The sequence below is a fragment of the Caulobacter sp. GW821-FHT09A05 genome (assembly GCF_059418465.1).
Genome location: NZ_JBWKPX010000009.1, coordinates 110,196 through 130,949, shown reverse-complemented (window position 1 = coordinate 130,949; position 20,754 = coordinate 110,196). Strand labels below are relative to the sequence as shown.

Genomic DNA, 20,754 nt, shown 5'->3' with positions numbered 1-20,754 from the left:
CGGTCCCTTATTTGGCGTAGCCGATGGACAGGGTCAGGTCTTTCCAGGCGTCGATATCGGCCTGGAGGCCGGCGGCGGCGTAGCCGGCGTACTTCAGCGCGTCCTCGCCCAGCAGCAGATGCAGGGGCGGGGCGGGCTCGTCGGCGATGCGCAGGACGGCCTGGGCCGCCTTGGCCGGATCGCCCGGCTCGTGGCCGGCGTGGTCGGCCATGATCCGCTCGGCGTCGCGGGCCAGGCCGTCATAGTCGGCGATCTTGGTGGCGACGACGGCCTTGGAGCCGCCGGCGAAGTCGGTGCGCAATCCTCCCGGCGCGACATTGGTGACCTTGATCCCCAGCTCCGCCACCTCGGCGGCCAGGGTCTGGGTCAGGCCCTCCAGCGCCCACTTGCTGGCGCAATAGACCCCAGTGCCGGCCCAGACCGCCAGGCCCGAGACCGAGGTGATGTTGATGACCCGCCCGGCGCGGCGCGCGCGCATCGCCGGCAGCACCGCCTTCAGCATCGCCAGGGGGCCGATCACATTGGTCTCGAACTGGGCGCGGACCTCGTCGAGCGAGGCTTCCTCGACCGCTCCGACCAGGCCGTAGCCGGCGTTGTTGACCAGGATGTCGATCGGGCCCGCCGCCTCGGCCCGGGCGACGCCCGCGCGGACGGCCGCCTCGTCGGTGACGTCCAGCACCAGGGCGCGGCCGCCCAGCCGCTCGAACGCCTCGGCGGCCTGGGCCTTGCGGACCGTGCCGAACACGACGTCGCCGCGCGCGATGGCCGCCAGGGCGATCTCGCGCCCGAGCCCGCCGGACACGCCGGTGATCAGCCAGGTTTGGGTCATCTTACGCTCTCAATTTCGTTGTCATCCCGGCCGTAGCGAAGCGAAGAGCCGGGACCCAGGGCCACCGCAGCGCGCCGGCCCTGGGTCCCGGACAGCCTCTACGAGGCTTCCGGGATGACAACAGTAGGTGCGGGAAAGGAGAAGGGCTCAATACGGCTTGTCGCCCTTCACCCACAGTCGATGCATGGTCCGGAAGTACTTGGTGTCGTCGTACAGCGTGCCGGTGTGCAGGGTGCAGCGGTTGTCCCACATCAGCAGGTCGCCCTTGGCCCACTTGTGGCGATAGACGAAGTCGTCGCCGGTCATGAACTCGACCAGCTCGTTGATCAGGGCCAGGCCTTCGGGGCCGGGTTTGCCGATCACCTCGGTCACCGTGCCCGTCGAGGGCCACAGCGCCTTGCGGCCGTCGGCGGGATGGGTGCGGATCAGCGGGTGGTCGACGTCGGGATTGGCCGCCGCCATCTCGGGCGACAGGATCTGCGCCCCGAACTCGCGCGTGGCCATGAAGTGCTTGTAGCTGTGGTGCAGGCGCAGCGGCGAAAGCTCGGCCTGCTTCTCCGGCGGCAGGGCGTTCCAGGCGGCGCAGCCGTCGGCCAGCAGGGTGTCGGAGCCCTCGTCGGGCACCTCCACCGCATAAAGCATGGTCAGCATCACCGGCTCGGGCTTGTAGCTGTAGTCGGTGTGCCAGCCGACCCCGTCGTTGTGGGCGCCGATCGGCTTGCCGTCCACCACGCGGTTGCTGAGGATGAAGATCTTCGGATAGCCGGGCAGGGTGAAGCGGGTCTGGGTGTGGTCTTCCGGTTCGCCGAACCGGCCGATGAAGCGCATCAGGTCGTCCGGAGCCATCACCTGGTCGCGCAGCACGACGGCGCCGTGGCGGTGGAAGGCGGCGACCACCTTGTCGATCTCGGCGTCCGACGCGGACGGCAGGTCGATGTCGTGGATGCGGGCGCCGAAGCCGGGCTTCAGTTCCGAGATCGTCAGGTCGTCGGCGAGCGTCATGTCCACGGGCGTGGTCCTTTGGAAACTGTCTGGACCTGAAGCTAGGCGCCCTCCGAAGACGCGTCTTTCCCCTACGCGCCCGATCGCTTTCCGCGCGCGTCCCGGCCAGTCGGCGATGCGCGAACCTTGCGCGACTTTTGCTCATTTCCGCCCGAGAACCCGGCGGCGACGCCACCGGGGGTGGGCGATGGCCAAGTTATCGTGCGCGCTGGTGCAAGACCGGTGGGCGCGCCGGGCCTAGCCTTCGTATCGATCCCTCGAAGGAGCGCCAGCGCCATGGGCCCAACGCCCGCCTTTTCCCTGAACGACGCCTTCTTCGACGGCCTGTCGCGCTCGACGCTCGACGTCGACGCGGCCGAGACCCTGCCGCCGGCCTGCTACACCGACGCGGCCTTCTACGCCTTCGAGAAGGAGGCGCTGTTCAGCCGCGAATGGCTGTGCGTCGGCCGTGTCGACTGGGTCAAGGAACCGGGCGACTACTTCACCACCACGATCGTCGGCGAGCCGATCGTCATCACCCGCAACCGCTCCAACGAGATCAAGGCGATGTCGGCCGTCTGCCAGCACCGCGCCATGCTGGTGGCCGAGGGCCGGGGCAACGCCCGCGGCTTCGTCTGCCCCTATCACCATTGGGTCTATTCGCTGAACGGCGACCTGGTGAACGCCCCGGCCATGGAGCGCGCCTGCGGCTTCGACAAGAAGGCCGTCAGGCTGCCGGCCTTCAAGGTCGAGGTCTGGCTGGGCTTCATCTTCATCAATTTCGACGCCGAGGCGCCGGCCCTGGCCCCGCGCCTGAAGGCGGTCGAGGCCGCCGTCGCCAACTACGACCTCGCCAACGCCGAGGGGCTGAGCCCGCCGATGACCGGCCAGTTCGCCTGGAACTGGAAGGTGATGTTCGAGAACAACAACGACGGCTACCACGCCAACAAGCTGCATCGCGGCCCGCTGCACGACTTCATTCCCAGCGAGCTGTGCAGCTTCCCCGAGGCGGCCGAGGGCGACGCCGGCTTCCTGCGCTACAACGGCACGACCCATCCGGACGTCAGCTTCAACCCGACCCAGAAGGCGGTCCTGCCGATCTTCCCCAAGCTGACCGACGAGGACCGCAACCGCGCCACCTTCGCCAACATCCCGCCGACCCTGTCGCTGGTGATGACCAGCGACATGGTGATCTACCTGATCCTGCGGCCGACCGGCCCGGAGACCATGGAGCAGGACACCGGCCTGCTGGTCGCGCCCGGCGCCACCGAGACCCCCGGCTTCGAGGAGCGGCTGGAGATGATCATGACCTCGGCGGGCAAGATCATCGCCCAGGACATGCATGTCGACGAACTGGTCCAGGTGGGCCTGCGCTCGCGCTTCGCGGTGCGCGGCCGCTATTCGTGGCAGGAGGGGGCGCAGGTGCAGTTCAACCGCTGGCTCGCGCCGCGCTACCAGAAGGCCTGGGCCGCGATGAAGGCCGCCCAGTCCGCCATCGGGCCGGAGGTCGCCGCATGAGCCGGGCGCCCGTCGTCTTCTTCGGTCACGGCAGCCCGATGATCGCCCTGGAGACCAACGACACCACCAAGACCTGGAGGGCCATGGGCGCGGCGTTCGGCAAGCCCAGGGCGATCCTCTGCGTCTCGGCCCACTGGCTGACCCAGGGCGTCGCCGTCACCGCCATGACCGCTCCGCGCACCATCCACGACTTCGGAGCTTCCTTCCCCAAGGCCTTGTTCGACGTGCAATATCCGGCCCCGGGCTCACCCGAGCTGGCGGCGCGGGTGAGGGACCTGCTGGCGCCCCAGCCGGTGGTGCTGGACCTGCAGGCCTGGGGCCTGGACCATGGAACCTGGTCGGTGCTGAGCAAGGTCTATCCGGACGCCGACGTGCCGGTGGTCCAGCTTTCGATGGACGCGACCAAGCCGCCGGAATGGCACTTCGAGCTGGCCAGGCGCCTGGCCCCGCTGCGCGACGAAGGCGTGCTGATCGTCGGCACCGGCAACATCGTCCACAACCTGCCGGCCATGAACTGGGGCGAGCGCCACTGCGCGCCCTACGACTGGTCCCAGAGGTTCAATGACTATATCAAGCAGGCCATCGTCGACGACGCGCCCGAGCGGGCGGTGAACTTCGCCGCCCAGGGCCAGGACGCCGCCAGGTCGGTCCCGACCCCCGACCACTACTGGCCGCTGCTCTACGTGCTGGGCGCGCGCCTGCCCGGCGACGTGGCCAGCTTCGCCCCCGACCACATCGAGCACGGCTCGCTGAGCATGACCTCGGTCACGCTCTCGGCCCCCGCCGCCTGACCGGAGATCCCGATGCCCTTCATCTGCGAACCCGGCCAGACCCGCCCGGACGTCCTGCCCACCGCCCTGCATACGCTGAACGCCACCCCCGCGACGGTGCACTGGGGCTATTTCGACCCGTCGATCAAGCCGGCCCTGCGGATCAAGAGCGGCGACCTGGTCAGCGCCGAGGCGATCACCCACCACGCCGGCGACGCGCCCGACCTGATGATGGACGAGGCGGTCACCCGGATCTTCACCGAGATCCCCGAGGACGACCGCAATCCCGGCGTCCACATCATGACCGGCCCGATCTTCGTGGAAGACGCCAAGCCTGGCGACGTGCTGGAGGTGCGCTATCTGCGCATGGTCCCGCGCAACAACTACGGCTCCAACCTCGCGGCCAACTGGGGCTACCTCTACAAGGAGTTCGGCGAGAAGGAGCGGGTGACGATCTACGAGCTGGATCAGAACACCAACACCGCCAGCGCCCTCTACGCCTACGACTTCGAAGGCAAGTACCTGATCCCGGGCACGATCACCCACTGTCCCGAGTGCGATCGCCAGCCGGCCCTGGGCGGCGTGCGGGTGGCCGCCCGCCCGCACCTGGGCACGGCCGGGGTGGCGCCCGCCGTCGACGGGCGGGTCAGCACCATCCCGCCCGGCGCCCATGGCGGCAATATCGACAACTGGCGGATCGGGGCGGGGGCGACGATGTACTACCCCGTGCAGGTCGAGGGCGGGCTGTTTTCGATCGGTGATCCCCATGTCAGCCAGGGCGACGGCGAGATCTCCGGCACGGCCATCGAGAGCTCGCTGAACGTCCTGATGCAGATCGTCCTGCGCAAGGACTTCGTCGCGCCCGGACCCCTGCTGGAGACCCCGAAGTGGTGGATCGTCCATGGCTTCCACGAGGATCTGAACGTGGCCATGAAGGACGCCTCGCTGAACATGCTGACCCTTCTGTCCGATCATGTCGGCCTGTCGCGGAACGACGCCTATTCGCTGATGAGCGTGGCCTCGGACTTCGGCGTCACCCAGGTGGTCGACGGCAAGCAGGGCTGCCACGTGCGCATCCCCCGCGATATCTTCCCCAGGATGAAAGGCTAGAGGATCCCGCCATGAAGGCCTGGTCGTTCAGCACCGACAGCCATCCCCGCGCCGAACGGGCCGAGGCCTGGCGCGCGGCGATGAACCGGCTCGGCCTGCCGATCGAGGGCCTGTCCGACGCCGAGCCGGCCAGCGCCTCGGTGGTCTGCCTGACCTCGCCCCTGGGCATCGAGTTCGCCCTGGTCGAGGCCGGGGCCCAGGCGATCTCCGGACGCCTGACCGGCCAGCCGGCCGCGGTCTGGCTGGCGGTGCTGCTGAGCGGCGCGGCCACCCTGGTCACCGACGACCTGGCCGAGGAGCTGGTCCCCGGCGACATCGCCTACGGCCCGACGGGCCAGGCCGCGGCCCTGCGGCTGGAAACCCGCTGCCGGCTGATGTTCGTCCGCGCCCCGCGCGTGGCCCTCGACCATCGCCTGATCACGCCCGTCAGCCTGCGGGTGGGGCGGCTGCAGGCGGCGACCGGGGTGAGCCACATCCTGTCCGGCCTGCTGCGGGCCACGGCCGAGGGGCTGGAGGACCTGACCGTCGACCAACTGCGGCCCGTGGAATTGGCCCTGACCGAGTTCCTGGCCATCTGCCTGGTCGAGGGCGGGGCGACGACCGACGTGCTGGGCGCGAACGCCGGCGCCCCGACGGCCCATCTCCAGCGCCTGTGCCAGACCATCGAGACCCTGCTGCCGGACCCGGACCTGTCGCTGCGCCGCGTGGCCGACGAGGAGGGGGTCTCGCCCCGCTACGTCCAGAAGCTGTTCGCCAGCGCCGACGAGACCTTCAGCCACTACCTGCGCACGCGCCGGCTGGAGCGGTGCCGGACCGACCTGGCCAGCCCGCAGCACGCGCGGCTGTCGATCTCGGAGATCTGCTTCCGCTGGGGCTTCAACGGCTCGGCTCATTTCAGCCGGGCGTTTCGGGACCAGTACGGCGTGTCGCCCAGGGAGTTCAGGCAAGCGGCGGCCGCTTAGGTCTCGACCGTCCACGGGACGAACGTCTCGCGCGTGTCCATGCGCACCCCGCGGACGGCGCGACAGGCGTCCTGGACCGCGCGATCGCGCTCCGGCATGAAGCTCAACAGGAACGAACGCCGCCGCGCGCCGGAACGGTTGCGGGTCGCCCCATGCAGGAGGTCGGCGTCGAACACCAGGATGTCCCCGGCCTCGCCCTTCAGGACCAGGGACAGGGCCTCGTCCGGCGCCCCGCCCGGACCGCCCGGGTCGAGATGGCGCGGCACCACGCGGGTGGCGCCGTTGTCCGGCCCATAGGGGTCCAGGAAGACCAGGGCGGCGACGGCGTGCTGGCCGACGCCGTCGCGATGCAGGCGCTGATGGCCGCCGTTCGGGAGCGGTTCGCGGCCCTCGACCTGGCAGAGGAAGAAGGGGCCGCCCAGCAATCGGCCCGCCGCCGCCAGCAGCGCGGGCAGGCGGCAGGTCCGCTGCACGACGGGATCGAGGTCGACCAGGGCGTGGCGCCAGTCCGGGGCTCGGGGCGCGGGTCGCTGGTCATCGCCTCCCACACCGGCGTCGAAGGCGGCGCGCAAGGCGTCGCGCCAGGCCTCCGGCACGGCGCCCCGCAGCAGGAGATAGCCGTCGCGATCCAGGGCGGCGGCCTGTTCCGCCGCCGGCGGACCGACCTTGGTGGGCGTCGGGAGGTCGCTCATGGCGCTCCCTAGAGCCTGGCCGTGGTCTTCGCAAGGCGTCGCGCGCCGGCGACCTATTTCCGCACGCCGAACCGGAACTCCGTCGTCTGCCTGAACGTCTCGCCCGGCCGCAGCACGGTGGAGGGGAAGTTGGGGTGGTTGGGGCTGTCGGCGAAGTGCTGGGTCTCGATGGCCAGGCCGGCGCCCTTTTCCAACGGGCGGCCGTCGGGGGTCTTCAGGGTTCCGTTGAAGCTGTTGGCGGTGAACAGCTGGACGCCCGGCTGGGTGGTGGCGACCTCCAGGGTGCGGCCGTTGGCGGGGTCGGCCATGCGCACCGCCGGGACCAGCCGGCCGCGCCCGCCGCCGTCGACGACGAAGTTGTGGTCGAGGCCGTTGGCGAACCGGATCTGCGAGTCGTCGGCCGTGATCCGGTCGCCCAGGCGGACCGGCCGGCGCAGGTCCAGGGCCGTGCCGGCCACCGGGGCGATCTGGCCCGTCGCCAGCTTGCGGGCGTTGATCGGGGTGAAGCGCCTGGCCAGCACCTGGACGGTCTGGTCATGGACGGTCCCGCCGCCCGCCAGGTTGAAATAGGCATGATGGCTGAGATTGATCACCGTCGGCCTGTCGGTGACGGCGCGATAGTCGATGCGCAGGGTGTTCCGGCGGGTGACCGTGTAGGTCACGGCGACCTTCAGGGTTCCGGGATAGCCGCCTTCGCCGTCGGCGGCGGTGTAAGCCAGGGTGACGCCGGCCTCGCCGCGGCGCATCGGGCGAGATCAAGGGGGTGGGCGAGGCGACCGCGCCGCAAGCGCCGCGAACAGGGCGATCGGCAGGCCAACGCCGAACATGTGGATCGCCAACCCGCCCGCCAGCACCTCGAACGGCGGAACTGGTCGCGGGCCGAACCGCAGCGGCAGCACGACAAGGTTCATGACCAGGTAGCAGCCGATCCCGTACAGCGGTCCCCAGAGCCAGGGCCGCCGGTTCAGGGCGGGCGGCCCCCGGCTCGCGGCGACATAGACCGCGGCCATGACCAGGGCGATGGCGACATGGAGGAGCGCGCCGAGGGCGGCCGCGCCGGCGCCGGCCGTGTAGGCCGCCTTGCCCAGCACCCCGCTGGCGATCGACTGCAGGATCCTGGTCGCGCTCACGCCGCGCAGGCCGAAGAAGACGAAGGCGTAGGCGATATCCAGCAGGGCGGCCGTGAGCCCGCCGCCCAGCACCGCGGCGACGGGACCGATCGCGGTCTTCGGCGAGGACGTCACGGGGCCTCTCCATGGGTCTGGGCGGCATGGGCGTCGACGCGTTCGGGGCGGGCGACGGGATCGACGGACAGCACGATCGGCGTGTGGGCGGCGATCAGCAGCTCGATGCGCGCGATCAGGGCCCGGCCTCGTTCGGTCAGTCCCAGCAGGCGCTCGCGCGGGTCGATGGGGCTGGTCACGCTGTCCAGCAGGCCCAGCGAGGGCGGCAGCGGCCGTTCGATGCCGCGCCCGGCCAGGGCGCGGGCGACGCGCGAGGCGCCGGCCTCGGTCAGGCCGCAGGCCTGGGCCAGCGTCGAGACGTTGATGCCGGGATTGTCGGCCACATAGAGGAACACCCGTACGCTGGTCAGGCTGATCGGTGGATAGATCCGCCGGAACGCCTCCAGCGCGGCCAGCACGGCGTCATGGCGGTGGACGCGAACGGCTTCGGACGTCATCCAGGCTCCCTTCGTGGGTTGCGGATCTCGCCGATCGATCCTGCCAGCCGGAACCGGGCTGTCAGGCGCCGGGAGACCAGCGGCCGGCGTCCTGCTGCGAACGGCGCCGGCGTCTGCCAACCGCGCCGCCGCGCCTGCGAACGGCGCTTTGCGCGCGGCGTCCCAGCGGCGACAATGGCGCATGACGTCGACTTCGGCCGCCCAGCAGCAGACCCGGACGATCCTGATCGCCACGGCGGGGGTCTGGCTGCTGGCCTACGCCGCCCTGACCCTGGGATGGGTCAGCGCCAAGGCGCCGCATTTCTGGGACGGGGCGTTCCGGCGGGCGGTGGTGTGCCTGGTCGGGGCGCTGATGTGCCAGGCCATGGGGCCGCTGCTGCTGCGTTCGGCCCCCTGGCCGTTCGCGCGCCGCCTGGCCCTGGTCGCGGCCCTGTCGCTGGCGGGCTCGCTGGCGTTCGGCGTGGTCGACTACGTGGTCTATGTCGCCATCCTGCCGCGCTGGCCGGGGTCGACCTTCTGGGGCGTGATGCTGATCGCCCGCACGGTGTTCTGGTTCTTCGCGGCCTGGGCGGCGATCTTCATGGCGGTGCACGCCGACCTGGCCGCGCGCGAGGCCCGGTTCAAGCTGGAGGCGGCGCGGGTGCTGGCCACCGAGACCCAGAACCGCATGCTGCGCTACCAGATCAGCCCGCACTTCCTGTTCAACACCCTCAACGCCCTGGCGACCCTGGTGATGGAGCGCCAGAACGATCGCGCCGAGCAGATGATCCTGGGCCTGTCGGGCTTCCTGCGCCGTTCGCTGGAACGCGACGTGCGCGAGATGGTCACCCTGGCCGAGGAACTGGACGGCGAGCGGCAATACGTGGCCATCGAGCAGATCCGCTTCGGCGAGCGCCTGCGCTATGTCGAGCGCGCGCCCAAGGTCCTGGGCGACGCCCTGGTTCCGAACCTGATCCTGCAGCCGATCATCGAGAACGCCGTCAAGCACGGCCTGGCGGGCAGCAGCCAGCCGGTCGTCGTCGAGGTGGTCGCCGCCCATCGGGAAGGCCGGATGTCGATCACCGTCACCGATGACGGGGCCGGGGCGGTGGGCGGGCCGCCGGGCCTGGGCGTGGGGCTGGAGAACGTCCGCCGCCGGCTGGAGATCCGCTATGGCGACCAGGCGTCCCTGACCTGCGGTTCGCGCGAGCCGAGGGGCTTCCAGGTGCGCCTGGACCTGCCGCTGGAGCGCGCGGGATGAGCGAGGAGGCCCTGACCGTCCTGCTGGCCGACGACGAGCCCCTGGCCCTGCGCCGCCTCCGCCGCCTGGCCGCCGAGGTCGAGGGCGTGCGGATCGTCGCGACGGCCGTCGATGGAGACCAGGCCCTGGCCCTGGCGCGCGAGACCGCCGCCCAGGTGGTGATCATCGACATCAAGATGCCCGGGCTGGACGGGATCAGCGTGGCCCGCGCCCTGGCCAGACCGGCCGATGGGTCGCGAGACGGTCCCGTGGTGATCTTCGCCACCGCCTTCGACCGCTACGCCATCCAGGCCTTCGACCTGGCGGCGGTGGACTATCTGCTCAAGCCGTTCGACGGGGCGCGGGTGGCGCAGGCCCTGGCCCGGGCCCGCGCCCAGGTCCGGGCCCGCGACGCCGAACAGCGGATCGGCGAGCTGAGGGCCATCGTCCACGACCTGAGGATCGAAGGGCGCGGCGCGGCGAACGGTTTCGAGACCGAGCTGTGGATCGAGGCGCGGGGCGGGAGCCAGCGGGTGCTGGTGCGCGACCTCGACTGGATCGAGGCCGAGCGCGACTATGTCCGCCTGCACGTCGGCCCGCGCAGCCACCTGATCCGGGGTTCGATCCGCGGTCTGGTCGAGCGGCTGGATCCGGAGGTCTTCGTGCGCATCCATCGTTCGGCGGTGGTGCGGCGCGACCGGGTGGTCCAGCTGGCGCCGCGCCCGGGCGGAGGGCTGACGGTGGTGCTGTCGACGGGCGCCCGGCCGCCGGTGGGCCGCGGCCATGCCGCCGCGGTGCGCCGATTGTTCCGCTCGCCGCCTGGACGGGCGCGGACGTCCGAGCCGTCCTAGACCGGATATTGGCTTGGTGAAGGTGAAGATGAAGGCGGGGCGGAGCCGCCGCGTCGGACGCCAGGGGCTGTCCGGAAAAGCCGCGTCGGTCGGACCGGACGGGCGGGGCGCTTCAGGCTTTCGCGCCGGAAGGCCGGATGAGCGGCCGGTGGTGAGACCGGCCGCTCGCCGAGGGATCAGCCGTTGACGGCGTCCTTCAGTTGCTTGGCCGGCGTGAAGGCGACCTTCTTGCTGGCCGCGATCTCGATGGCGGCGCCCGTCGACGGGTTGCGGCCGGTGCGGGCCGGCTTGGCCTGGACCTTGAACTTGCCGAAGCCCGGGATCGAGACTTCTTCGCCCTTCACGGCGGCCTCGGTCAGCGACTTGAAGACGCCGTCGATGATGGCCTTGGCCTGAGTCTTGGTCAGCTTGTCGTCGGCGGCCACGGCGGCGTCGACCAGATCCGAAACGTTCATAAATCAGCTCATCTGCTGGGAATCAAAAGAGAGCCAACCCTGCCGGGCCGAACGCGCTTTGTCACCTCATCATGAGAACGAGGGTTAACGCGCCCGCCCGGTGGGAGAGGGCCAGGGTCAGGTTGCGGAGAATCGCTTCTATATCAACCCATTAAAGGGTTCCCTCGATCCGTGCTCCCAGGGGCGACGAAGCGTGAGCGCAGGTGCGAAACGTTTTTGCGCCTGCGAAGACGCACAGCGAATCTCGAGAATCAGCGCCGGTGATGGGCTTGGCGGGGCAGAACGCGACGGCGCGCCGCCGACCGCGTTTCGGACCCCTTCGACGCCGGTCCGGCGTCAGGCCGCGTGGGCCAGCAACCGTTCATAGCGCTGCAGGATGCGCTCGAGCGTCGAACGCTTGATCGGCTTGCCGTCGCGCAGCTTGGTCCAGGTGGTTTCGCTAATCGCGTAGCAGTCGAACAGATGCTCGCGCGTCACGGCGGGCAGCCGGGCGCGCAGGCGCTGGACGAGATCGCGGGGTACGGTGAGGGTTTCGGCCATGGGCTAAGCAACGCCTCCGGAGCGTCTCCGCTCCGGGGTCTCCAGGTTAAATCAGGGGGCGGTGACGATATTGTTGAGCTGGGTGATTTCCGGCGCGCCGGCCGGGGTGACGATGCGGACGCGGAAGCCGCTCTTCCAGGCGGTCTTCAGCGCGACCCGGGCGGTCTTGGGTTTCAGGTCGAGCGGGGCCGGCAGGACGGGGGTGGTCGCCCGCGCCAGTTCCTTGCCCGAGGCGTCCTCGACCACCACCGCCGAGGCCGGGGCCGGCCTGGCGCCCAGGCTGTGGACGGTGACGGTCAGGCCCGACCGGCCGACCTCGACGTCGTCTCGGCCGATGCCGAGGTCGGGGCGTTCGGTCACGGGCGTGGCGGCGGGGGTCTGCAGGGTGAACTCCCAGTTCGTGGTCTTGCCGGGCGCGAAGATCATGTCGAGGCCGGCCGTGCGCTCGAAGGCGACCGAGGCCGTCGGATCGCCGGCGCCTTCCACGGCCCGCGTCACCGACCATTGGCCCGCCGCGACGTCCCACCCCGTCATCACCGCGTGCAACGGCTGGCGGGTCAGGTTGTAGCCGGTGACCTTGAAGCTTTTCTGTCCGCCGGTGACCAGGATGCCGACGTCCTCGGCGGCGGTCGGCGTATCGAACCGCCAGCTGACCAGGTGGCCGGGGAACATCTGGTTGCGGCGCAGGGCCATGCCGCCGAGGCGCGAGCGCTGCAGGATGTCGCTGAACAGCTCCACCCGGTCCGACCACCAGTGGGCCTCGGTCACCATCCACATCCGCTGCTCGGCGGTGGTGATCTCGTCGCCATAGACCTTCTCGAGATAGGCGGTGTCACCGGTCGAGCGCCAGGCCTGGTACAGCACGAAGGGATCGTCCGAGCCCTTGTCGGCCATGGCCTTGATCATCGGCCCCGCCTGGGCGCGCAGGCCCAGCATGTCGATGACGTCGCTGTTCAGCTCGTCCAGTCCGCGGCCGGACTGGCGGGCGATCTCGCCCTTCAGCGGACGCAGGTACTTCTCGTCGCCGGTCCACCGCCAGGCGGCCCAGAACAGCTGCATGGCCGCGACGTTGCCGCGGCCCTTGCCGGTCAGCTCGCCCCGCGACTCGCCGGTGGCGGCGTTGATGTCTTCCGGATAGCGCCAGGTCCCGTCCGAATCCTGCCGGCCGTGGGCCAGGTGACCGTCGGCCAGGTCGGTGACCAGCTTGCGCATCGTCGGATCGCCGTTGAAGTCGGCGATCAGCAGGCCCGGATGCAGGATCAGGTAGGAATAGGGGTGCGACCAGCCCCAGGGCTCGTCGCGTGACACGTCGGTGGCCGAGAAGAAGCGGCTGAGGATGTGGACGTGGCCGTCCTCGCCCCTGTTGGCGACGATCGGATAGGCCCTGGCCGTCTCCATCATCCGCTCGACGACCTTGGGGTCGCCGTAGCTGGTGTACATGGCCTCGGCCTTGAGGTTGATCGCCTCCTCGTACGAGTGCAGCTCGTCGGTCTTGATCCGCGACAGGCCGTTCGGGATCATGTCGTTCCTGTAGGCTGCGTCGAGCAGGGCGTTCAGCGAAGCGGTGGTCTTGTCGGGAATGTCGCCCATCAGGGCCAGGGGCGGCCATTGCTGGGTCAGGTCGTCGTCGTCCGAGATGCCGCCGCCGAAGTCGCCATAGGCCGACTGGCGGTTGTCGATCCACCATTCGATGAACCTGCGCACCCGCTTGAGGTCCTCGACCTGCAGGAACGCCCATTTCGGGACGCCGGCCGGGGCGGTCGGCAGGGTAATCGGCGGGCCGGGCTGCTCGGGGTTCAGCTCGGCCCACATCTCGCGACCGTGCCGGTTGCCTGGATCGACGCGCAGCAGGTCCGACAGCTCCAGGTCCAGTCGCTGGTAGCGAGCCAGGCGCTTGGAGACGTCGCGCTCCTCGACCAGGAAGGCCAGATTGTCGCGGGCCTGGGCCAGGCGGTCGGCGACATGCTCGGCCCTGGCGTCGGCCGAGGGCTTGAACTTCAGGCGCACGGCCATGCCGTCCAGCTGCCGGGCGTCGAAGTCGGCGCCGGCCCCGGCGAGGCTCAGATACAGGCTCCGGCCCTCCGGCAGCAGACGGTCGCGGGTGTCGAGATAGACCGTGCGGGCCTCGCCCGGCTTGACCGAGACATTGACGTCGATCAGGTCGCGGCCCGGCCACAGGGGATCCTTGACCTTGATGTTCAGCGGGAACAGGTCGCCGTGGGTGGCCTTGACCTTCAGGGCGGGGATGTCGATCGCCACGCCGTCGAGGCCGAGGTCGGCGCCCTGCCAGCCGTACTGGAACTTGCCGACCGGCCCGCCGGGGCGGGCCTGGCGGAAGTCGGCGGGGATCAGCACGTGGACGATCGGCAGGCCGGGCGTGGCCGCCACGTCGGTGCGCGGCTTGCTGGGGGCGGAGGCGGGCAGGGCGGCCACGATGGTCCGCTCGCCGGCCGGGCGCCGGCCCTTCACGAAGGTCGCAAGTGCGTCCAGCGATGGATAGGCCGTCGGATCGACGCTTGGGCGCACCACGTAGCTGAGGGTGAACTCGTCCGGCTCGGCGGCGGCGGCGACGTTGTAGGCCGCCAGTTCCTGAATCGGGGTTTCTTGCACCAGGTTGTCGAAGCGCAGCTTGCCGCCCCTGAGGGCCGCGAACTGGTTGACGGTGCGCAGTTCGCCCTTGGCGCGCCGGGCCAGCGGGGTCTCCTTGCCGGCCCCGTCGATGGTGGTCAGCGACCCATGGGCCGCGCCCTGGAACTCCAGGCGGTTCCAAGGCTCGTCGGGGAGGGTGAAGGTGATCGCCTTGCCGCCCTCGACATAGACGTTCCAGTCGGGCAGCTCGAAATAGTCGTGGCGGCCGGGCAGTTTCGAGCGGTTGTAGACGCCGGGCCAGGTGGTCTCGGCGATGCCGTCCGAGCCCAGGCTCATGCGCTCCTTGAGGTCGAACTGGTCGGTGAACTCGACCTTGCGGATGGTGGTCCGGGCGTCGGCCAGATAGGGCGGCGGGTCGGTCGGGCGGTTCCAGCCGTAGCGATAGAGCCAGGTCCTGGCGTCGGTGGTCGCGGCGCCTGGCGGCGGTTCCCGGCCGGCGGCCAGGCCAGTGACGGCGGCGGCGTCCAGGGCGCGGTCGTAGACGCGGATGTCGTCGACGTCGCCGCCGCGGATGAACTGGTAGGCGCTCTGCACCTGGTGGGGCGAGATCACCCGGCTGTGCGGGCCGAACTGGTCGAGGCCCGCGTCCAGGGCGGCCGCCTGGGCTTTCGAGGCGACGGGCTTGCCGTCGATATAGAGGGCGATCCCCTTGGCCTCGTCCCAGGTGAAGGTGACCAGGATCCACTGGTCGGGTCGGGGCGGCGCCGCGGTCGTGCCGACCCGCATCCGCGCGAGGTTGTCGTCGGTGACGAAGGCGTCGAAGCCCTTGCCGTTCCAGTCGATGCGCAGCCAGGCCATGTCCCAGCTGGTGTGGTCGGCGTAGCCGACGCGGAACAGCGGGAAGGGCGTGGTCCCGATCGGATCGCGGGCTCGCCAGTAGAAGCTGAGCGTGCCGCGCTGGGCGTAGATGTTGCCCGACGCCATCCAGCTGAGCGTCTCCTCGCCGGCCGCCTCGATATAGGGGCCGTGGACCGGATCGCTCCTGATCGTGACCTTGTCGGCGAAGTTCGGCGCGGCCGCGCCCCCGGCGACGTCGGCGGTCAGGCCCTTGTCGCCGGTCAGGTGGAACAGCAGGCCGTTGTCGCCCGGCTGGTCCGGGGCGGCGCGGGCGAAGGCGGGAACAGCGGTCAGCGCGGCCGACAGCAGCAGCGCGGCCTTGAGGGTTCGTCGCGTCTGGGCCAATCGCCCCTCCCTGGAATGCGCTCGTTTCGAGTCTGTTATGGAAACCGGTGTCATTCAGCGCGACGCTAAGAGCTGGACATTGCAGGTTTGTTGCGACCGACGAGGGTTTCGCGGGCCTTGTCCCTGTCCGGCGGGCCGTCCCGTCCGACCGCTCGCGGGAGCCCGGCGGCGGAGGTTCCCTGGAACGGGGCTGGCGGCTGGAAAGGCCCGCTGAAAAGGGATGGACGCCGAGGGGGGAGTCGGCGCCCATCCAGATCAGAGGGTGGTCAGGGGACGTCGAATACGACGCCCGGTTGAGAGAATAGGTCCGTGGCCGCGCCGATGGCCAATGCCGATTTTGTTACTCGTCATGCGCGATCAGCATGGATCTCAACCCTGGAGCGGTTCCGGGCCCGTGAGGGGCGGATCAGCGCGTGAACAGGTCCAGCGGCACGGCCTCGGCCATGGCCTTGTAGCCGGCCAGGGAAGGGTGCAGGCCGTCCCCGGAGTCGTAGGCCGGCGCCAGCTTGCTGGGATTGGCCGGGTCGCGCATCAGCTTGTCGAAGTCGATCACCGCGTCGAAGCGGCCCGGCGTCCGGATCCAGGCGTTGATCGCCTGCCGGTCCTGCTCGTTGACGGCGTCGGGATGGTAATAGGCCGAGCCGGCGTAGGGCATCACCGTGGCGCCATAGACCTTGATCCCGCGGTCATGGGCCCGGCGGATCATCTGGTCGTAGGCGACGGTCATCCGGGTCACCAGGGCGGCGTGGGCCTCGGGGCTGGCCGGCTGGTCCCGGGTCAGGACGCCCAGGTCGTTCACACCCTCCAACAAAATGACGTACTTCACGCCGGCCTGGTTGAGCACGTCGCGGTCGAAGCGGGCCATGGCGTTGGGGCCCAGGCCGTCCAGCAGCAGGCGGTTGCCGCCGATGCCGGCGTTCAGCACCCCCACGCCCCGGGTGCGCGGATCGGCCTGCAGGCGGGCGGCCAGGATGTCGGGCCAGCGATTGTTGCCGTTGGTGGTGACGCCGTAGCCGTCGGTGATCGAGTCGCCGAACGTCACCAGGCTGGCGCCGGCCGGACGCAGCACGTCGACGCCCGAGATCTGGAACCAGCGGTCCAGTGACTTGCCGCCCGTCAGCTCCGCGGCCGCCAGCTGGTCGCCGGCCCCGAACCACGAGGTGGTGCGCGAGCCGGGATGGCTGGTCTGCTGGGCGGGCGGCGCGCCGTCGAAGCGGATCGTGATCGCCAGGTTGGCCAGGGCGGCGGCCGGGAAGTCGATCGGGTCGGACAGGTATTCGGCGCCGGCCGGAATCGTGACCTCCGGGCGGCCGGAGAAGACCAGGGGGCGGTCGCTGGCCGGGTCGATGCGGGCCGAGCCGGGCGCGGCGGCCAGGGCGACGTGGACGCCCGACAGTTTCAGCGGTTCGGTCCCGAAGGCGTTGGACAGCCTCACCCGGATCTTGCCGCCGCCGGTGCTGAGCCGCAGGGTCTGGCGCAGCGTGCCGTCGGCGACCTCGGCGGCGGGCAGGGCGTCCTTGGCCGCCGGGACCATCTGGGCCGAGGCCCAGGAGGCCACCCAGCGCTGGGTCGCGGGCGCCTTGGCCGGCGCAGCGGAGGCGGTCGCGAGAGGGGCGACGGTGATCGACAGCGCGATCGCCAGACCGGCCAGGGTCCGTTTTCCGATATCCAAGATTTCCTCCAGCTCCAGCCCGTCCGACGATGGGTCTTGCTTGTCTGTCCCCGATCCTAGGCGAGGAAATGAGACCGGTACCATAAAAAACTTGAGTGGTCTGATCTCTGCTTCCATAGTGCGTCTCAACGTCGGCGAGCAACGCCGCCACCGTCCCTAGGGACGGTTTGTTCCATTGTGGGGAAACGAAGAGATCATGCGCCAGACCGTCACCCGCCGCACGCTCGGAGTCAGCCTGGCCGCCCTGGCCGCCGCGTCCTCGACCATCGCCCGGGCCGCCGCGCCCGTTGCGGGTCAAGCCGCCGGCAAGCCCCTGTACAAGGATCCGTCCCAGCCGGTCGAGCTGCGGGTCCGCGACCTGCTCTCGCGCATGACGCTGGAGGAGAAGGCGGCCCAGCTGATCGGCATCTGGCTGACCAAGTCCAAGATCCAGACCCCCGAGGGCGAGTTCTCGCCCGCCGAGGCCAGCAAGAACTTCCCCAACGGCCTGGGTCAGATCTCGCGCCCGAGCGACCGCAAGGGCCTCAAGGCCGCCGCGGTGGTCGACGCCGCCGCCGGCGCCGACGACGGCTCGGTCAACCGCAACGCCAAGGAGACCGCCCGCTACGTCAACGCCGCCCAGAAATGGGCCATGGAACAGACGCGCCTGGGCATCCCGATGCTGATGCACGACGAGGCGCTGCACGGCTATGTCGCGCGCGACGCCACCAGCTTCCCCCAGGCCATCGCCCTGGCCTCGACCTTCGATCCCGATACGGTGGAGAAGTGCTTCGCCGTCGCCGCCCGCGAGATGCGGGCCCGCGGGTCCAACATCGCCCTGGCCCCGGTGGTCGACGTGGCCCGCGACCCGCGCTGGGGCCGCATCGAGGAGACCTATGGCGAGGATCCGCACCTGTGCGCCGAGATCGGCCTGGCGGCGATCCGCGGCTTCCAGGGCAAGACCCTGCCGCTGGCCAAGGACAAGGTGTTCGTCACCCTCAAGCACATGACCGGCCACGGCCAGCCCGAGAACGGCACCAATGTCGGTCCGGCCCAGATCGCCGAGCGGACCCTGCGCGAGAACTTCTTCCCGCCGTTCGAGCGCGCGGTGAAGGAGCTGCCGGTGCGCTCGGTGATGCCGTCGTACAACGAGATCGACGGGGTGCCCTCGCACGCCAACCGCTGGCTGCTGCACGACGTGCTGCGCGGCGAATGGGGCTTCAAGGGCGTGACGATGAGCGACTACTTCGCCATCAAGGAGCTGATCGCCCGCCACAAGCTGACCGACAGCCTTGCCGACACCGCCGTGATGGCGATGAACGCCACGGTCGACGTCGAACTGCCCGACGGCGAGGCCTACGCCCTGCTGCCCGACCTGGTGAAGGCCGGCCGCATCTCGCAGAGCCAGATCGACGAGGCCGTGGCCCGGGTGCTGGCCGTCAAGTTCGAGGGCGGCCTGTTCGAGAACCCCTATGCCGACGAGAAGACGGCCGACGCCAAGACCGCCACGCCCGAGGCCGTCGCCCTGGCCCGCGAGGCGGCCCGCAAGGCGGCGGTGCTGCTGAAGAATAACAAGGGGGTGCTGCCGCTCGACCCCGGCAAGTTCAAGCGCCTGGCCCTGCTGGGCGTCCACGCCAAGGACACCCCGATCGGCGGCTACAGCGACGTGCCGCGCCACGTGGTGTCGATCTACGAGGGCCTGCAGGCCGAAGCCAAGAAGAGCGGGTTCACGCTGGACTACGCCGAGGCGGTGCGGATCACCGAGGCGCGGATCTGGGCCCAGGACGAGGTCAAGCTGGTCGATCCGGCCGTCAACGCCAAGCTGATCGCCGAGGCCGTCGAGGTGGCCCGCAAGGCCGACGTCGTGGTCATGGTGCTGGGCGACAACGAACAGACCAGCCGCGAGGCCTGGGCGGACAACCACCTGGGCGACCGCGACAGCCTCGACCTGATCGGCCAGCAGAACGACCTGGCCAAGGCGATCTTCGACCTGGGCAAGCCCACGGTGGTGTTCCTGCTCAACGGCCGGCCGCTGTCGGTGAACCTGCTGGCCGAGCGCGCCGACGCCATCGTCGAGGGCTGGTACCTGGGCCAGGAGACCGGCAACGCCGCCGCCGACATCCTGTTCGGCCGCGCCAATCCCGGCGGCAAGCTGCCGGTCAGCATCGCCCGCGACGTCGGCCAGCTGCCGATCTACTACAACCGCAAGCCCACGGCGCGCCGCGGCTATCTTCTGGGCGACACCTCGCCGCTCTATCCGTTCGGTTTCGGTCTGTCCTACACCACCTTCGACATCTCGGCCCCGCGCCCCGCGAAGGCCCAGATCGGCGCCAATGAAAGCGTCAAGGTCGAGGTCGACGTGACCAACACCGGCAAGGTGGCCGGCGACGAGGTGGTGCAGCTCTACATCCACGACGAGGCCGCCTCGGTGACCCGGCCCGTGCTGGAGCTGAAGCACTTCAAGCGCGTGACCCTGGCGCCCGGCGCGAAGACCACTCTGGTCTTCGAAGTCTCGCCCCTGGACCTGTCGCTGTGGAACCTGGCGATGAAGCGCGTGGTCGAGCCGGGCAAGTTCACCCTGCTGAGCGGGCCAAATTCGGTGAACCTGAAGACGGCGACGCTGACGGTGACGGGGTAAGGCGATCCTTCTCCCCTTGCGGGAGAAGGTGTCAGCGAAGCTGACGGATGAGGGGTCGAAAGACATAAAAGCCGCGATCGGCCGCAGGCCAGCCGCAGCGGTTTTCGTTTTAGAGACCCCTCACCCGACCCCACTCCGTGGGGCCACCCTCTCCCGCAAGGGGAGAGGGATTTTCTAAATCGCCACGCGCTTGGCGATGGCGCTGCGGCGGGCGCCGGTTTCCTGCCGGGCCCGCTCGACGGCCTCGGTCTCGGTGGCATGCAGCAGGTGGTCGATGACGCGTTCCAGATGGTCGCGCATCGCCTGGCGGGCGGCCGCGGGGTCGCGGGCCTTCAGGGCCTCGAACACCCGGCGGTGTTCGACGATGCGCGGCTGCAGCCCCATGCCGCGGGCGCGGGCCAGGATGTTGCGGGCCAGGGGCGAGCGGTTGCGCCAGTCCCACAGGTTCTCGATCGTGGCGATGATCGCGCCGTTGCCCGAGGCGCGGGCGATGACCATGTGGAACTCGCGATCGGCGCCTTCGCCCTGGATTTCCTCCTCGCGCGCCATGCGCTCCATCAGCGCCTCGAGCTCGCGGATCTGCTCGTCGGTGATGGCGGTGGCGGCCAGCGCGGCGGCTTCGCCCTCGAACAGGCGGCGGGCCTCGATCAGCTCGAAGGCGCCGATCTCGAAGGCGGGCTCGGCGCTGGCCGAGGCGACGGGCCGGACGTCGCCGGTGACATAGATGCCCAGGCCATGGCGGGCCTCGATCATGCCCAGCATCTCCAGGGCGATCATCGCTTCACGCAAGGTGGGGCGGCTGACCCCGAACTGCTCGGCCAGTTCGCGTTCGGTGGGCAGGCGGTCGCCAAGCTTGTATTGGCCGCCCTCGATGGCGTCGGCGATCGAGTCGGCGATACGGCGGTAGAGCTTGACGTTCTCGGCCATGGGTCTTGGTCAGTTTCTCGGCGGCGGCCCCGGGGAGCCTCTTCGAACTCGCGATAGCATAGCCGACCTGGGCCGCGCGGGCTATTTTTGGCGTCGGCC

At 70.1% G+C, this 20,754-nt stretch carries 18 protein-coding genes; 7 read left to right on the top strand and 11 right to left on the bottom strand.

What is annotated here, in order from left to right; all coding sequences use genetic code 11:
• Positions 1-7 precede the first annotated feature (7 nt).
• Both AC07NX_RS11075 and AC07NX_RS11070 read right to left on the bottom strand, forming a co-directional pair.
• The gene (locus tag AC07NX_RS11075; protein WP_494641791.1) at positions 8-829 is read right to left on the bottom strand and encodes an oxidoreductase; all 822 of its coding nucleotides are present in this window, start codon (positions 827-829) and stop codon (positions 8-10) included.
• 147 nt (positions 830-976) lie between these two features.
• Complete coding sequence (locus AC07NX_RS11070; protein WP_494641864.1) at positions 977-1,831, bottom strand: TauD/TfdA dioxygenase family protein; 855 nt, start codon at positions 1,829-1,831, stop codon at positions 977-979.
• Positions 1,832-2,107: 276 nt separating this feature from the next.
• Between AC07NX_RS11070 and AC07NX_RS11065 the strand changes: the two genes are divergently transcribed.
• The 4 genes from AC07NX_RS11065 to AC07NX_RS11050 are packed head-to-tail and all read left to right on the top strand — an operon-like array spanning position 2,108 to position 6,170.
• The gene (locus AC07NX_RS11065) at positions 2,108-3,328 is read left to right on the top strand and encodes an aromatic ring-hydroxylating oxygenase subunit alpha (protein WP_494641789.1); all 1,221 of its coding nucleotides are present in this window, start codon (positions 2,108-2,110) and stop codon (positions 3,326-3,328) included.
• Positions 3,325-4,119, top strand: coding sequence for a 4,5-DOPA-extradiol-dioxygenase (gene ygiD / locus AC07NX_RS11060; protein WP_494641787.1), 795 nt, complete (start codon positions 3,325-3,327; stop codon positions 4,117-4,119). Before AC07NX_RS11065 ends, ygiD begins: the two co-directional genes overlap by 4 nt.
• 12 nt (positions 4,120-4,131) lie before the next feature.
• Entirely contained in the window at positions 4,132-5,208 is a 1,077-nt protein-coding gene (locus AC07NX_RS11055) for an acetamidase/formamidase family protein (protein ID WP_494641785.1), read from the top strand.
• 11 nt (positions 5,209-5,219) lie between these two features.
• Positions 5,220-6,170 carry a helix-turn-helix domain-containing protein gene (locus AC07NX_RS11050; RefSeq protein ID WP_494641784.1) on the top strand — a complete coding sequence of 317 codons (951 nt, stop codon included), beginning with the start codon at positions 5,220-5,222 and terminating at the stop codon, positions 6,168-6,170.
• Here AC07NX_RS11050 and AC07NX_RS11045 read toward each other — a convergent pair.
• The 4 genes from AC07NX_RS11045 to AC07NX_RS11030 are packed head-to-tail and all read right to left on the bottom strand — an operon-like array spanning position 6,167 to position 8,543.
• Entirely contained in the window at positions 6,167-6,862 is a 696-nt protein-coding gene (locus tag AC07NX_RS11045) for a phytanoyl-CoA dioxygenase family protein (protein WP_494641782.1), read from the bottom strand. The genes AC07NX_RS11050 and AC07NX_RS11045 overlap by 4 nt on opposite strands.
• A gap of 53 nt (positions 6,863-6,915) precedes the next feature.
• On the bottom strand, positions 6,916-7,608 hold the full coding sequence (locus AC07NX_RS11040; protein WP_494641781.1) for an aldose epimerase family protein: 693 nt from the start codon (positions 7,606-7,608) through the stop codon (positions 6,916-6,918).
• Positions 7,609-7,617: 9 nt separating this feature from the next.
• Positions 7,618-8,106: a hypothetical protein gene (locus AC07NX_RS11035; protein ID WP_494641779.1), complete on the bottom strand. Its 489-nt coding sequence runs from the start codon at positions 8,104-8,106 to the stop codon at positions 7,618-7,620.
• Positions 8,103-8,543, bottom strand: a complete 441-nt coding sequence (locus AC07NX_RS11030; protein WP_494641777.1) for a MarR family transcriptional regulator — start codon at positions 8,541-8,543, stop codon at positions 8,103-8,105. Before AC07NX_RS11030 ends, AC07NX_RS11035 begins: the two co-directional genes overlap by 4 nt.
• 181 nt (positions 8,544-8,724) lie before the next feature.
• On the opposite strand from AC07NX_RS11030, the gene AC07NX_RS11025 reads away from it, so the two are divergent.
• Positions 8,725-9,783, top strand: coding sequence for a sensor histidine kinase (locus AC07NX_RS11025; protein WP_494641775.1), 1,059 nt, complete (start codon positions 8,725-8,727; stop codon positions 9,781-9,783).
• The gene (locus AC07NX_RS11020; RefSeq protein WP_494641773.1) at positions 9,780-10,613 is read left to right on the top strand and encodes a LytR/AlgR family response regulator transcription factor; all 834 of its coding nucleotides are present in this window, start codon (positions 9,780-9,782) and stop codon (positions 10,611-10,613) included. The genes AC07NX_RS11025 and AC07NX_RS11020 overlap by 4 nt, the downstream gene beginning before the upstream one ends.
• A 176-nt stretch (positions 10,614-10,789) precedes the next feature.
• Here AC07NX_RS11020 and AC07NX_RS11015 read toward each other — a convergent pair whose 3' ends face one another.
• The 4 genes from AC07NX_RS11015 to AC07NX_RS11000 all read right to left on the bottom strand — a co-directional run bounded on the left by AC07NX_RS11015 (position 10,790) and on the right by AC07NX_RS11000 (position 17,111).
• On the bottom strand, positions 10,790-11,068 hold the full coding sequence (locus AC07NX_RS11015; protein ID WP_028037777.1) for an HU family DNA-binding protein: 279 nt from the start codon (positions 11,066-11,068) through the stop codon (positions 10,790-10,792).
• Between the two features lie 336 nt (positions 11,069-11,404).
• The gene (locus AC07NX_RS11010; RefSeq protein ID WP_028037776.1) at positions 11,405-11,608 is read right to left on the bottom strand and encodes a hypothetical protein; all 204 of its coding nucleotides are present in this window, start codon (positions 11,606-11,608) and stop codon (positions 11,405-11,407) included.
• Positions 11,609-11,659: 51 nt separating this feature from the next.
• The gene (locus AC07NX_RS11005; RefSeq protein WP_494641770.1) at positions 11,660-15,439 is read right to left on the bottom strand and encodes a LamG-like jellyroll fold domain-containing protein; all 3,780 of its coding nucleotides are present in this window, start codon (positions 15,437-15,439) and stop codon (positions 11,660-11,662) included.
• A 406-nt stretch (positions 15,440-15,845) separates the two neighbouring features.
• Positions 15,846-17,111, bottom strand: a complete 1,266-nt coding sequence (locus AC07NX_RS11000; protein ID WP_494641769.1) for an SGNH/GDSL hydrolase family protein — start codon at positions 17,109-17,111, stop codon at positions 15,846-15,848.
• Positions 17,112-17,307: 196 nt separating this feature from the next.
• On the opposite strand from AC07NX_RS11000, the gene AC07NX_RS10995 reads away from it, so the two are divergent.
• Positions 17,308-19,728, top strand: coding sequence for a glycoside hydrolase family 3 N-terminal domain-containing protein (locus AC07NX_RS10995; protein ID WP_494641767.1), 2,421 nt, complete (start codon positions 17,308-17,310; stop codon positions 19,726-19,728).
• A gap of 174 nt (positions 19,729-19,902) precedes the next feature.
• Here AC07NX_RS10995 and AC07NX_RS10990 read toward each other — a convergent pair whose 3' ends face one another.
• A complete protein-coding gene (locus AC07NX_RS10990) occupies positions 19,903-20,655 on the bottom strand; it encodes a FadR/GntR family transcriptional regulator (RefSeq protein WP_494641765.1) in 753 nt (250 codons plus the stop codon).
• Positions 20,656-20,754 lie beyond the last annotated feature (99 nt).